The 13,363-nt window shown below is 71.7% G+C and carries 13 protein-coding genes; 6 read left to right on the top strand and 7 right to left on the bottom strand.

The genetic code is table 11. The features are described from left to right. Positions 1-90: 90 nt before the first annotated feature. The 4 genes from infB to rimP form a co-directional block, all read right to left on the bottom strand. Positions 91-2,988: a translation initiation factor IF-2 gene (gene infB / locus ACPPVT_RS08390; RefSeq protein ID WP_426566546.1), complete on the bottom strand. Its 2,898-nt coding sequence runs from the start codon at positions 2,986-2,988 to the stop codon at positions 91-93. Between the two features lie 189 nt (positions 2,989-3,177). Next, complete coding sequence (locus tag ACPPVT_RS08385; RefSeq protein WP_426566545.1) at positions 3,178-3,393, bottom strand: YlxR family protein; 216 nt, start codon at positions 3,391-3,393, stop codon at positions 3,178-3,180. Positions 3,394-3,533: 140 nt separating this feature from the next. Next, a complete protein-coding gene (nusA, locus tag ACPPVT_RS08380; protein WP_426567095.1) occupies positions 3,534-4,562 on the bottom strand; it encodes a transcription termination factor NusA in 1,029 nt (342 codons plus the stop codon). Beyond that, positions 4,562-5,167: a ribosome maturation factor RimP gene (gene rimP, locus ACPPVT_RS08375; RefSeq protein WP_426566544.1), complete on the bottom strand. Its 606-nt coding sequence runs from the start codon at positions 5,165-5,167 to the stop codon at positions 4,562-4,564. Before rimP ends, nusA begins: the two co-directional genes overlap by 1 nt. A gap of 90 nt (positions 5,168-5,257) precedes the next feature. Between rimP and ACPPVT_RS08370 the strand changes: the two genes are divergently transcribed. Together ACPPVT_RS08370 and ACPPVT_RS08365 are read left to right on the top strand one after the other, a co-directional pair. Further along, positions 5,258-5,809, top strand: a complete 552-nt coding sequence (locus ACPPVT_RS08370; protein WP_426566543.1) for a hypothetical protein — start codon at positions 5,258-5,260, stop codon at positions 5,807-5,809. Further along, positions 5,806-6,303 (top strand): DUF4439 domain-containing protein, encoded by a 498-nt coding sequence (locus ACPPVT_RS08365; protein WP_426566542.1) that lies wholly within the window; start codon positions 5,806-5,808, stop codon positions 6,301-6,303. The genes ACPPVT_RS08370 and ACPPVT_RS08365 overlap by 4 nt, the downstream gene beginning before the upstream one ends. Position 6,304: 1 nt before the next feature. Here ACPPVT_RS08365 and ACPPVT_RS08360 read toward each other — a convergent pair whose 3' ends face one another. Continuing rightward, positions 6,305-6,736, bottom strand: coding sequence for a TSUP family transporter (locus ACPPVT_RS08360; protein ID WP_426566541.1), 432 nt, complete (start codon positions 6,734-6,736; stop codon positions 6,305-6,307). A gap of 94 nt (positions 6,737-6,830) precedes the next feature. Here ACPPVT_RS08360 and ACPPVT_RS08355 point away from each other — a divergent pair, with 94 nt between their 5' ends. From ACPPVT_RS08355 to ACPPVT_RS08345, 3 genes are all read left to right on the top strand, one after another. Then, positions 6,831-8,135 carry a hypothetical protein gene (locus ACPPVT_RS08355; protein WP_426566540.1) on the top strand — a complete coding sequence of 435 codons (1,305 nt, stop codon included), beginning with the start codon at positions 6,831-6,833 and terminating at the stop codon, positions 8,133-8,135. Between the two features lie 268 nt (positions 8,136-8,403). Further along, positions 8,404-8,607: a DUF4439 domain-containing protein gene (locus ACPPVT_RS08350; RefSeq protein ID WP_426566539.1), complete on the top strand. Its 204-nt coding sequence runs from the start codon at positions 8,404-8,406 to the stop codon at positions 8,605-8,607. Positions 8,608-8,713: 106 nt separating this feature from the next. After that, a complete protein-coding gene (locus tag ACPPVT_RS08345) occupies positions 8,714-9,715 on the top strand; it encodes an IS481 family transposase (RefSeq protein ID WP_426560353.1) in 1,002 nt (333 codons plus the stop codon). On the opposite strand, the gene ACPPVT_RS08340 is transcribed toward ACPPVT_RS08345, so the two are convergent. Further along, positions 9,712-10,509, bottom strand: coding sequence for a sulfite exporter TauE/SafE family protein (locus ACPPVT_RS08340; protein ID WP_426566538.1), 798 nt, complete (start codon positions 10,507-10,509; stop codon positions 9,712-9,714). The two genes, ACPPVT_RS08345 and ACPPVT_RS08340, sit on opposite strands and share 4 nt — an antisense overlap. 10 nt (positions 10,510-10,519) lie before the next feature. Continuing rightward, positions 10,520-12,280 (bottom strand): proline--tRNA ligase, encoded by a 1,761-nt coding sequence (locus ACPPVT_RS08335; protein ID WP_426566537.1) that lies wholly within the window; start codon positions 12,278-12,280, stop codon positions 10,520-10,522. Positions 12,281-12,462: 182 nt separating this feature from the next. Between ACPPVT_RS08335 and ACPPVT_RS08330 the strand changes: the two genes are divergently transcribed. Beyond that, positions 12,463-13,317: a DUF559 domain-containing protein gene (locus ACPPVT_RS08330; RefSeq protein WP_426566536.1), complete on the top strand. Its 855-nt coding sequence runs from the start codon at positions 12,463-12,465 to the stop codon at positions 13,315-13,317. Positions 13,318-13,363 lie beyond the last annotated feature (46 nt).

Here is a 13,363-nt window from a genome sequence, read left to right as displayed (position 1 = left end):
CCCGGCAGTCGGGTCAGGTCTGGCACCGCCAGGTGGTCGTGCGCCACCCCGGCGCTCGAGGCGACGGGGTGGCGCACCGCGACCGCGGCGTCAGGCGCGAGGCTTCTCGCGCATCTCGTAGGTCTCGATCACGTCCTCGAGCTGGAGGTCGTTGAACGAGCCGAGGTTGATGCCGCACTCGAAGCCCTCGCGGACCTCGGTGACGTCGTCCTTGAACCGGCGCAGGCCGGCGATCTCGACGTTCTCGGCGACGACAGTGCCGTTGCGCAGGATCCGCGCCTTGGCGCCGCGCCGGATCTCGCCCGAGCGGACGAGCGAACCGGCCACGTTGCCGAACTTGCTGGAGCGGAAGATCTCGCGCACCTCGGCGGAACCGAGCTGCACCTCCTCGAACTCGGGCTTGAGCATGCCCTTGAGGGCCGCCTCGACCTCGTCGATCGCCTGGTAGATCACCGAGTAGTACCGGATCTCCACGCCCTCGCGGTCGGCGACGTCAGCGTTCTGGCCCTCGGCCCGGACGTTGTAGCCGATGATGATCGCGTCCGAAGCCATGGCCAGGTTGATGTTGTTCAGCGTGATGGCGCCGACGCCGCGGTCGATGATCCGCAGGTCGACCTCCTCGCCGACATCGATCTGCAGCAGCGCGTCCTCGAGAGCCTCGACCGAACCGGACACGTCACCCTTGAGGATGAGGTTGAGCGTCTCGACCTTGCCGGCCGCGAGTGCCTCGTTGAGGTCCTCCAGGCTGATCCGCTTGCGCGCCTTGGCCAGCGAGGCCTGCCGGTCGGCAGCCTCACGCTTCTCAGCGATCTGGCGGGCGGTGCGGTCGTCGGGAGCCACCAGGAAGGTGTCACCCGCACGAGGCACCGAGGCCAGTCCGAGCACCTGGACCGGACGCGAAGGACCAGCCTCGACGACGTTCTGGCCGTGCTCGTCGAGCATGGCCCGCACGCGGCCGTAGGCGCTGCCGGCGACGATGCCGTCACCGACCCGCAGCGTCCCGCTCTGCACCAGGACCGTCGCGACGGCACCGCGGCCACGGTCGAGGTTGGCCTCGATCGCGACGCCGCGAGCGTCCTTGTCCGGGTTGGCGCGCAGGTCGAGCGCCGCGTCCGCGGTGAGCAGCACGGCCTCGAGCAGCCCGTCGATGTTCGTGCCCTGCTTGGCAGAGACGTTGACGAACATCGTGTCGCCGCCGTACTCCTCGGCCACCAGGTTGTACTCGGTGAGCTGCTGACGGATCTTGTCCGGGTTGGCGCCGTCCTTGTCGATCTTGTTCACCGCGACCACGATCGGCACGTCGGCCGCCTGGGCGTGGTTCAGCGCCTCGATCGTCTGCGGCATGACGCCATCGTCGGCCGCCACCACGAGCACCGCGATGTCGGTGACCTTCGCACCACGAGCACGCATGGCGGTGAACGCCTCGTGACCCGGGGTGTCGATGAAGGTGATTGCCCGCTCCTGGCCCTCGTGCACGGTGTGGACCTGGTAGGCACCGATGTGCTGGGTGATGCCGCCGGCCTCGCCCTCGGCGACCTCGGCGGACCGGATCGCGTCCAGCAGGCGGGTCTTGCCGTGGTCGACGTGACCCATGACGGTGACCACCGGAGGGCGCGCGGCGAGGTCCTCGTCGCCCTCGTCGGCCAGCTCGGCCTCGAGGTCGATGTTGAACTGACCCAGCAGGTCACGCTCCTCGTCCTCGGGCGAGACCACCTGGATGTCGTAGCCGAGCTCGGCGCCGAGCACGCGGAACGTGTCCTCGTCGAGCGACTGCGTCGCGGTCGCCATCTCACCAAGGTGGAACAGCACGGTGACCAGCGATGCCGGGTTCGCACCGATGCGGTCGGCGAAGTCGGTCAGGCTCGAGCCGCGGCGCACCCGGACGACGGTCTTGCCGTCGCCGCGAGGAACCGTGACGCCGCCGAGCGACGGCGCCTGCATCTGCTCGAACTCCTGACGCTTCGCGCGCTTGCTCTTGCGTCCACGCACGGGTCGGCCACCACCGCGGCCGAACGCGCCCTGCGTGCCACCACGACCGCCGGGGCCGCGACCGCCGCCACCACCGGGGCGACCGGCGAAACCGCCGCCGCCACCACCGGGTGCGCCACCGCCGCCGCCACCACCGGGGCGACCCGCGAAACCGCCGCCGCCACCGCCACCGCCACCGGGACGAGCGCCCGGAGCGCCGCCGGGGGCGCCGCGCCCGGGGGCGCCGCGACCGGCGGCACCGGGTCGGCCGACGGCCGGACTCGGACGGGCCGGCATCATGCCGGGGTTCGGACGGGGACCGCCTGCACCGGCGGAGCCGCCGGGACGCGGGGCCGGCCGAGGGCCACCCTGCGGACGCGGCATGCCCTGCTCGGACGCGAACGGGTTGTTGCCCGGCCGGGGAGCGCCCGGTCGGGGCATGCCCTGGCTGGGTGCGAACGGGTTGTTGCCCGGTCGCGGGGCGCCCGGACGACCGCCGGCACCCTCAGCACGGGCCGCCGGGGCAGCCGCGGCCGCCGCGGCCGCCGGTGCCTCGGTGGCCGGTGCGCTCGCAGCGGCCGGCGCGACAGGCGCTGCTGGTGCGGCGGGAGCCGGGCCGGGGCGCGCTGCGGGACGAGCGGCCGGGGCCGGCTCTGCCGGTGCGGCAGGAGCCTGTGCGGCTGCCGGGGCCTCGGTGGCCGGCGCCGGTGCAGCGGGTGCAGGGGCAGCGGCCGCTGGGGCGGATGGCGCAGCGGATGGCGCGGACGCCGGCTCGCTGGCCGCCGGGGCAGCGACCTCAGGGGCTGCCACCTTGGCTGTCGACTTCTTTGCGGCGGCCTTCTTGGCCGGCGCCTTCGCTTCGGCGGCCGGCATCTGCTCACGCAGGCGGCGCACCACGGGCGGCTCGACGGTCGACGACGCCGACCGGACGAACTCGCCCATCTCGTTGAGCTTGGTCATGATGACCTTGCTCTCGACTCCGAGCTCTTTCGCGAGCTCGTAGACCCGGACCTTTGCCACGTCTCTCCCTGTCTTCTGGTCCGGGCCAGGACAGGCGCGGACCGTCGTTAGTGCTGGGGGGTGTTCATCGCTGGGTGCTCATCGGGTGCTCATCAGCGTTCTGACCCGCTTCCGGTTGCTCGCGTCCCCGCCGACGGTGACGGTGACGTGTGGTGCCCGCGCCCAGGTTCGGGAGCGGGATGACTCTGACTACGTCATACGGTCGTGCTCGGGCGTCAGCGCTGCGACAACCGCGCTGATTCCCACCTGGTCCAGCCTCGCCGCGGACCGCAGGGCCCGACCGAACGCCGACCGGCGCAGGGCGAGCTGCCAGCAGTCCTCGTCCGGGTGCAGCCAAGCACCGCGCCCCGGCAGGGCCCGCTCGGGGTCGTGGACGACAGCTGGTTGGCCGTCGACCTCGGCCACGGCGAACCGCAGGAGGACTGACCGCTCACCCGGCTGTCGGCACCCCACGCAGCGCCTGATCGGCACGTGCGCGAGCGGCCCCGACGGGCGCTCGGTCTCAGACACTCTACCGCGTCCCGGCCCGGCGACGTTCCGCCAGGTCACTGCCCGCCCGCTGCGGAGGCGGACGAACCTCCCGCCCGCGCGTCCGGCTCGGCGCCGTCCTCGACCTGCGTGTCCGGTCGGATGTCGATCCGCCAACCGGTCAGCTTCGCCGCCAAGCGGGCGTTCTGCCCCTCCTTGCCGATCGCGAGCGAGAGCTGGTAGTCGGGTACGACCACGCGCGCGGAGCGGGCGAGCCGGTCGACCACGAGCACCTCGTTCACCCTGGCCGGCGACAGCGCGTGCGCCACGAACGCCGCGGGGTCGTCGTCCCAGTCGACGATGTCGATCTTCTCGCCGTGCAGCTCGGACATCACCGCTCGCACCCGCTGGCCCATCGGGCCGATGCACGCGCCCTTGGCGTTGACCCCCGGGACCGACGTGCGGACCGCGATCTTGGTCCGGTGCCCGGCCTCGCGGGCCAGCGCCATGATCTCGACGCTGCCGTCGGCGATCTCCGGCACCTCGAGGGCGAACAGCTTGCGGACCAGGTTGGGGTGCGTGCGGGAGAGCTGGATCTGCGGGCCTTTGGCACCCTTGCGGACGGCGACGACGAAGCAGCGCAGCCGCTCACCGTGCACGTACTGCTCCCCCGGCACCTGCTCGGTCTGCGGCAGCACCCCCTCCACCGTGCCGAGGTCGACCAGCACGGTGCGCGGGTCCGATCCCTGCTGGATCACCCCACCGACCACGTCACCCTCGCGACCGCGGAACTCGCCCAGCACATGCTCGTCCTCGACGTCGCGCAGCCGCTGCAGGATCACCTGCCGCGCGGTGGAGGCCGCGATCCGGCCGAAGCCCTCGGGGGTGTCGTCGTACTCGCGTTCCGTGCCGTCCTCGAGCTGCTCGCGGGCCCAGACGACCACATGCCCGGAGGCGCGGTCCAGCTCAACCCGGGCGTTGGGTTGCGCGCCCTCGGTCCGGTGGTAGGCGACGAGCATGGCCTGCTCGATCGCGCTGATCAGCACGCCGGCGGGGATGTCCTTCTCACGTTCGATGAGCCGCAGGGCAGCCAGGTCGATGTCCATCACGCACCGCTCTCGTCGTCGCCGGCCTCGGCGCCGTCTTCCTCGTCGTCGCCGGCCTCGTCGTCCAACCGCTTGAACTCGACCTGCACCTGGGCACGGGTCACGTCGTCCCAGCTGACCGCACGGGCCCTCTTGGTGCCCTTCTTGGCGCCTTCGACCTCGAGCTGCAGGTCGTCGCCGACCGCGGTCACCCGACCCTGCACGGTGGACCCGTCGCTCAGCGTGACGGAGACCAAGCGGCGCAGGTTCCGGGCGAAGTGGCGCGGGGTGGTCAGCGGCCGGTCCACCCCCGGCGAGGAGACCTCGAGCACGTACGGCGTCGCACCCATCACGTCGCTCGCGTCCAGCGTCGCGGAGATCTCGCGCGACGCCTTGGCCACAGCGTCCAGGGTCAACGACTCGGACCCCGCGCTCGCGGCACCGCCGTCTGCGCCGGCGTCGGCGTCGGCGTCGGCGAAGTCCAGGACTACGCGCAGCACCCGGCGAGACCCGGCCGGAGTCACGATGACCTCCTCGAGCACCAGCCCGAGGCCCTGGACGACAGGTGTCAGCGTGCGCCGAAGCGACTCGGCCAACGCCTCACCTGTGGGGTTCCTGCTGGCCACCGAAGCCTCCCGCCGCTGTTCTCGTGTGATGGGCGCAACGCCGCCGCCTCACAACCCTACCCATATCCGGGACGTGCGAGGATTCGTGCCGTGCCTGCCGACCAGCGGCCCGTTGGGGGCGTTCACCTGACGCGGCGCCAGCTCGTTCGGGCCGGGCTGAGCGCCCCCGCGCTGTGCGTCCTGCCGGGCTGCTCGCTGCGGATCGGCGAGCCCGACGCCGACCCCACCATGCCCGCCGCGGGCGGCGACGAGCTCGCCCGCGAACGGGTCGCGCTCCAGTCCGACCAGCTGGCCGCGAGCGCGATGCGGGCCGCGTCTCTGCGGCCCGACGCGGCCCGTCAGCTCGCCGTCATCGTGCAACAGCACCGCGAGCACGCGGCGGCACTGCGGCCGGTGCAGCCGAGCGCGTCGTCCGGGACGACCGCCAGCTCGGGACTGCCCACCGACACCGATCCGTCCGGCGCCACCGCGGCCACCGCGCTGACCAAGCAGGCTGCGGCCGAGCGCGCCGGGGCCAGTGCCATCGAGCCCGAGCTGGCCAGGGTCAGCGGTGACGTCGCGCGGCTGCTCGCCTCCGTCGCGGCCTGCCGCACGGTGCACGCCGCGACCCTCCAGCTGCTCCCGGCAGGAAACAAGCCATGAGCACCTCCCGCACGGCCCGCGTGGGCTCGACCGCGAGCGGAACCGCGACCGGTAGCCCGACCGACCTCGGGGCGGGGCCGGCGAAGGCCCTGGAGTCGCTGCTCGCGGCGGAGCAGGCCGCGGTCTACGCGTACGGCATCGTCGGCGCGCAGGGCTCGACGGCGGACCGGGTCAGGGCGGCCGACGCGCTGCAGCGACACGCCGCCCGACGGGACCTGGTGGCCGCGCGGCTGTCCGCCGCCCGACGTCCCGTGCCGCCTGCGCCCCCGGGGTACACGCTGCCGTTCCCGGTGCACTCGCGCAGTGCAGCACGCGACCTCGCCGCCCACGTCGAGTCGGCGGTCAGTGACGCAAACGCGGACCTGGTCGCTGCCGCCCCCGCTGCGGCCCGGCTCGAACCCGCCCGGTGGCTGGCCGAGAGCGCGACGGCAGCCCAGGCCTGGGGAGCCGCCGCACAGGCCTTCCCCGGCATGCCGGAACGCAGCCCGGGCTGACCTAACCGGCCAGCACGTCGTAACCCAGGCGGACGGTGAGCAGGGCGGACACCACAACGAACACCACCCGGACGAACCGCGCACCCTGCGCGACCGCCGTGCGGGCTCCCACGTAGCCACCCAACAGGTTGGCCAGTCCCATCACCAGGCCGAGCCGCCAGAGCACCACCCCCTGCGGCGCGAAGATGACCAGCGCACCGAGGTTGGTGGCGAAGTTGGTGATCTTCGCCTTGGCGCTGGCCTCGACGAAGGCGTAGCCCACCCAGCCGACCAGCGCGAAGACCAGGAACGAGCCCGTACCCGGCCCGATCGCGCCGTCGTACACGCCGATGACGAAGCCGATCCCGCCGGTGGTCACGTGGTGGCGCCTTCCGGAGTGCCGCAGCACCGTCAGCTCACCCAGGTCGGGGTGGCGCAGCGTGTACGCGAGCACCGCAACCAGGGAGGGAAGCGCCCTCCATGAACCGACCACCCGGCGCGAGCGTCCCGGGCACGACCACCACGACCACCACGGCCAAAGGAACCCCATGAAACAGCCCATCGCTCGCGCCCTCAGCGCAGCCGCTGCCCTCACCCTCGCCGCGCTAGGCGTGGTCGTCCCGGCGTCGGTCGCGTCCGCCCACACCGGCACCCTCAGCGTCAGCGCCGCCTGCCTGCCGTCCGGCGACTACCGGCTCACCTACACAGGGAAGACGACCAACGTCCCCGCTGACGGCCTCGGCCACAAGGCGACCCTGACCGTCGGCGAGCTCAAGCCGTCCGGCGCGTCCGCCACTCCCGCCAGCCAGCGGGTCGTCGGCAACACCGGGTACGCGTTCACAGTGACCGTCCCCGGCACCACGACCTACGCGCAGGCCACCGCGTTCCTCGCCTGGGGCGACGGTTCGAAAGCAGACCCCATCGGGAAGATCAACCTCAACGGCAACTGCCGAACCGTCGTCATCCCGGCCGCTCCGACCGTCACCAAGGCCACCGCGTGCGGCACCGGTGACACCCTCAACGTCCCCGCCGACTCCAAGTCGATCACTTACGCCACCAAGCACGACCGGCAGCACTACACCGTGACCGCCACCGCCAACGAGGGGTACGTGTTCGCAGGCGGCAAAACCGTCGTCACCTGGGAGTTTGACCTCGGCAGCGCCGACGCGTGCCTGATCGTGGTCACCCCAACCGAGCCGACCGTCATCAAGGCCGACGACTGCGACAGCGACGACGTGGTGAACACCCCGTCCGACACCGACTCCATCACCTACCAGACGGTCCGCGACGGGCACAACGTGACCATCACAGCGACAGCCAAGCCCGGATTCGTGTTCGCGGACGGCAAGACCGTGAAGGTCTACCGCATCGTTGTCAACCACACCGCTCCGTGCCCGGCCTCCGTCACCGCGACCAAGCCGGGCGTCACCTCCCCGAAGTGCGCCACCAACGGCGCCCTGTCCATCCCGCAGGATGTAGCCCACATCGGCTACACAGTCGAGCCCCGCCAGGGCGCGACCGGCCTGGTCTCCCCGAGCACCTACGGCCCCGGCACCTACACAGTGACCGCGGCTGCCGACGAAGGCTACGTACTCGCAGGTGACCACCAGTGGAAGTTCACGGTGCGAGCCAAGGTCGGCAACTGCCCGACAGCCACCACTCCGCCGGCGCTGATCCCGCCGACCCACGCGACGGCCACCCCGGTCATCCTGCCGAACGACAAGGTGCTCGCCTATACCGGCATCAACCGGCAGGCAGCCGGCACCACCATCGGCGTCGCCCTGGCGCTGCTCGCAGGCGGCTTCCTCCTGGTCGCTGCCGCCACCCGCCGCCGCGAGGCGGACAACCAGTAACCCCCCCCCCCCCCCCCGGCTGGCGGGGAGGGCCACCCCCTCCCCGCCAGTACCCCACCCGGCGAGCGGCCCGGACAGACCGAGAAGGAGCACCCATGAACCGCACCGACACCCAACGCGAGGACGTGAGCGCCCGTCTGTCCAGCGTCGCGACCGCCCGCAACCAGCCGTCCGACGCACTCGCCACGCTGTTCCTGGCCGTCAAGCACGAGGCAGGTGAGTACGGCGCCGGGCTCGCCATCGAAGCCTGCTACTGGATCGGCCGCCGGTGCACTCGCGCAGTGCAGCACGCGACCTCGCCGCCCACGTCGAGTCGGCGGTCAGTGACGCAAACGCGGACCTGGTCGCTGCCGCCCCCGCTGCGGCCCGGCTCGAACCCGCCCGGTGGCTGGCCGAGAGCGCGACGGCAGCCCAGGCCTGGGGAGCCACCGCACAGACCTTCCCCGGCATGCCGGAACGCAGCCCGGGCTGACCTAACTGTAGTTCCTACACAGGTTGTGAGCGTGAAGGCGTAGACGGATAGCGAGGACCTCCAGTACGGAGGGGGTTACGACACCAACCCTCGACTGGAGGTCCTCGTGACTCACGCTAATGCCCCGCTGACGCCTGAGGGGCGTCGACGCCTGGCGGTCCTGATCGTCGAGCAGGGGTGGACGGTCCGTCGTGCTGCGGAGCGGTTGCAGGTCTCGCCCGCGACAGCGGCCAAGTGGGCCCGGCGCTACCGTGATGGCGAGCCGATGACGGACTGCTCGTCTCGTCCAGCGCGGTCGCCGCGGCGCTGCCCGCGCCGCCTTGAACGGCGCATCGTGAAGCTGCGGTACTGCCGGCGTTGGGGTCCGCACCGGATCGGCTATCACCTCGGGGTTCCGCGATCGACGGTTGGTCGCGTCCTGGCGCGTTATCGGATGCCGCTGCTGGTCCACCTCGACCAGGCCACCGGCCTGCCGGTCCGCAAGCCATCGCCGATCCGCTACGAGGCGGCGGCCCCGGGCGACCTGGTCCATGTGGACATCAAGAAGCTGGGCCGGATCCCGGACGGTGGTGGCTGGCGGGCCTTTGGTCGCGACTCCGAACAGCACCGACGCGCCCATGCCAGGACCGAGCGGGCCGGTCATGGTGGCGCGCCGACGTCGCGTGGCTACGTCTTCTTGCACCACGCGGTGGACGATCATTCCCGGCTGGCCTACTCCGAGCCGCTGCCTGACGAGCGCAAGGAGACCGCCGCGGCCTTCTGGGGCCGCGCCAACGCGTTCTTCGCCCAAGCCGGGATCACCGTCCGGGCAGTCATGACCGACAACGGCTCCTGCTACCGCTCACGCGACTTCGCCAACGCCCTCGGGCCCGCCATCAAACACCGACGGACCCGCCCCTACCGACCCCAGACCAACGGGAAGGTCGAGCGGTTCAACCGGACCCTGATCGTCGAATGGGCCTACGCCCAGGTCTATCTCTCCGACCAAGCCCGCGCAGCGACCTACCCCGACTGGCTCCACTCCTACAATCATCACCGACCCCACACCGGCATCGGAGGCCTCGTCCCCGCAGCCCGCGTTCACAACCTGTCGGGGAACTACACCTAACCGGCCAGCACGTCGTAACCCAGGCGGACGATGAGCAGGGCGGACACCACGACGAACACCACCCGGACGAACCGCGCACCCTGCGCGACCGCCGTGCGGGCTCCCACGTAGCCACCCAACAGGTTGGCCAGTCCCATCACCAGGCCGAGCCGCCAGAGCACCACCCCCTGCGGCGCGAAGATGACCAGCGCACCGAGGTTGGTGGCGAAGTTGGTGATCTTCGCCTTGGCGCTGGCCTCGACGAAGGCGTAGCCCACCCAGCCGACCAGCGCGAAGACCAGGAACGAGCCCGTACCCGGCCCGATCGCGCCGTCGTACACGCCGATGACGAAGCCGATCCCGCCGGTGGTCACGTGGTGGCGCCTTCCGGAGTGCCGCAGCACCGTCAGCTCACCCAGGTCGGGGTGGCGCAGCGTGTACGCGAGGACGGCGAGGAGGGCGACGATCACGATCGGCTTGATCCAGGCCGAGGGCAGGCTGGACGCGACCGCTGCGCCGATCAGCGCGCCCCCGAACGCCAGCCCGGCCATCGGCAGCGCGGTGCGCAGGTCCGGCTTCACCCTGCGGTAGTACGTGATCGAGCTGGTCGCGGTGCCGCAGATCGAGGCCAGCTTGTTGGTCGCCAGGGAGTAGATGGCCGGCGTGCCCGGCCCCAGTCCGATCAGCAAGGCGGGGAGCTGGATCAGACCCCCGCCACCGGCGACCGCGTCCACCCAGCCCGCCACCAGCGCCGCCACCAGCAGCAGCACCACGGTTCCGGGGCCCACCCCGGCGGGCAGGTCTAGCCAGCTCACGGCGCCGGGGTCAGCGCGCTGGACGGACGAGGTCGCGGACCCGGCCGCCCACCTCGCCCAGCGCGACGTCCTCCCGCTTGCCGGACGCGCGGTCCTTGACCTCGACCACGCCGTCCGCCAGCCCCTTGCCGACGACCACGATGGTCGGCACCCCGATCAGCTCTGCGTCCTTGAACTTCACGCCGGGCGAGACCTTCGGCCGATCGTCGTAGAGCACGTCCAGACCGGCGGCACTCAGCTCGTCGGCCAGCCGGGTCGCCTGCTCGAACACCGCCGCGTCCTTGCCGGTGGCGACCAGGTGCACGTCGTACGGGGTGACCTCGCGCGGCCACACCAGCCCGAGCTCGTCATGACTGCTCTCCGCGACCGAGGCCACCGCACGGGACACCCCGATGCCGTAGGAGCCCATCGTCACGGTGACCTGCTTGCCGTTCTCGTCCAGCACCTTCAGGCCGAGGGCGTCCGCGAACTTGCGGCCCAGCTGGAAGATGTGGCCGATCTCGATGCCGCGGGCGAGCTCGAGCGGGCCTGAGCCGTCCGGTGCCGGGTCCCCCGCGCGGACTTCGGCGGCCTCGATCGTGCCGTCGGCCTTGAAGTCGCGGCCGGCCACCAAGTCGAAGACGTGCCTGCCCGCGACGTTGGCGCCGGTGACCCAGACCGTGCCGTCCACCACCCGCGGGTCGAGCAGGTAGCGGATGCCGCTGACCGACCCCTCCCCCAGCACCTGCGGGCCGATGTAGCCCTTGACCAGCGCGGGGTGCCGCTCGAAGTCTGCCTCGGTGAAGGCCTCGACCTCGGCCGGGTGCACCTGCGCCTCGAGCCGCTTCAGGTCGACCTCGCGGTCGCCGGGCAGGCTGACGACCAGCGGCTCGCGCGTGCCGTCCGGCTGGACGAGCATCACGACGACGTTCTTCAGCGTGTCCGCCGCGGACCACTCGCGCTCGGGGAACAGCTCGCGCGACAGCGCGACCAGCGAGTTGATGGTCGGCGTCCCGGGGGTGTCCTCGACGTGCGCCGAAGGGACGTCGTCCCAGCCACGCGCGTCCGGCGGCACGGTCACCACGGCCTCCACGTTCGCGGCGTAGCCGCCCGCCGAGCGGACGTAGGTGTCCTCGCCGTTGACGGCGTTGGCGAGGAACTCTTCGCTGGCGCTGCCGCCCATGGCCCCGGACATTGCCGCGACGATCACGTAGTCTAGGCCGAGCCGGTCGAAGATCTTGATGTACGCGGCGCGGTGCGCCTCGTACGAGCGCTGCAGCCCGGCGTCGTCCACGTCGAACGAGTACGAGTCCTTCATCACGAACTCGCGCCCGCGCAGCAGGCCCGCCCGCGGACGCGCCTCGTCCCGGTACTTGGTCTGGATCTGGTACAGCGACAGCGGCAGGTCCTTGTACGAGGAGTACAGGTCCTTGACCGTGAGGGTGAACATCTCCTCGTGCGTCGGTCCGAGCAGGTAGTCGCCGCCCTTGCGGTCCTTGAGCCGGAAGATGTTGTCGCCGTACTCGGTCCACCGCCCGGTCGCCTCGTAGGGCTCGCGCGGCAGCAGCGCCGGGAACTGGAGCTCCTGGAACCCCGCGGCGTCCATCTCCTCCCGGACGACGGACTCGACCTTGCGCAGCACCCGCAGCCCGAGCGGCAGCCAGGTGTAGATCCCCGGTGCCGCGCGGCGGATGTAGCCGGCCCGCACGAGCAGGCGGTGGCTGGGGACCTCGGCGTCCGACGGGTCCTCACGCAGGGTGCGAAGGAACAACGTCGACATGCGCGCGATCACGGGGTCTCCTAGGGGTTCTGGGGTTCCCCGAGCGTAGTCGGCGGACTGGGAGCGCGTCCGCCCGACAGGAGCGGTTGGTGATCAGACCCCTGAGAGATACGGCAGGTGCATCCGCTCCTGTCGGCAGGACCACCTGTGGATGACGGAAACGCCGCCGAGCACGTTTCGGCCAGGCTCATGTCGTGGCCTACCGCGATCCGACCCAGGTGCTTTCGCGCCTCGGAGGGTCCGGCACCCTGGCACAGCTGGACGAGGTGTGCAGCCGCGCGGAGGTGCGACGCGCGGTCCGGCAGGGCGACGTGGTGCGACTGGCGCGCGGTCGGTACGCACTGCCGGCCGCACCGGACCCACGCGTGTCGGCGGTGCGCCTTGCCGGAGTGGTGTCACACGAGAGCGCGGCAACCATCTGGGGCATCGAGATCCCCACCACCGATCCCAAGCCCCACGTCACGGTGTGCCCGCAGCGAGCGCGACTAGATCGGCGCGAGGCTGTCGTGCACTGGGCGCGGCTCTCCCGGGACGAGATCGTCGACGGGGTCACGAGCCCCCTGCGAACCGTGCTGGATCTGGCGCGAGACCGGACGTTCTCGATCGGACTGGCCGCCGCCGACTCCGCCCTGCGTCGTCGGCTGGTGGAGTCCGATGAGCTCGCGTCTCAAGCCCGTGAGCTGCGCGGCAACGGATGCCGCACAGCGCGACTCGTCGCGCGGCACGCCGACGGCCGTGCTGAGAGTCCGCTCGAGTCGGTGCTCCGCTCCATCGTCATCCAGGCACGCGTGCGGGGCTTCGATCCGCAGCTGCAAATCGACGCGGACGGCTTCCGCGCCCGAGTCGACCTCGGCGACCCGCGACGGCGCATCGTGATCGAGGCCGACAGCTTCGCGCACCACGGCCACCGATCGGCCCTCGCCCGAGACTGCCGGCGGTACACCGAGCTGACCCTTCGCGGCTGGCGGGTGCTGCGTTTCGCGTGGGAGCACGTCATGTTCGAACCCGAGTGGGTCGCAGCGTGCGTGCTGGCCGCGATCGCTGGCTGAGGCGGTCCGCCCGACAGGAGCGGCTGGCGATCAGACCCCGTGGGGG

The sequence above is a fragment of the Angustibacter sp. McL0619 genome, assembly GCF_049994355.1.
In the GTDB taxonomy this organism is placed as follows: domain Bacteria; phylum Actinomycetota; class Actinomycetes; order Actinomycetales; family Angustibacteraceae; genus Angustibacter.
This window is presented reverse-complemented; position numbering and strand designations above follow the sequence as displayed.

What these genes read in the sequence shown, in the direction of transcription:
- nusA (WP_426567095.1), bottom strand. Translation starts at nt 4,562, where the DNA reads ATGGACATCGACCTGGCTGCCCTGCGGCTCATCGAACGTGAGAAGGAC.
- ACPPVT_RS08365 (WP_426566542.1), top strand. Translation starts at nt 5,806, where the DNA reads ATGAGCACCTCCCGCACGGCCCGCGTGGGCTCGACCGCGAGCGGAACC.
- ACPPVT_RS08355 (WP_426566540.1), top strand. Translation starts at nt 6,831, where the DNA reads ATGAAACAGCCCATCGCTCGCGCCCTCAGCGCAGCCGCTGCCCTCACC.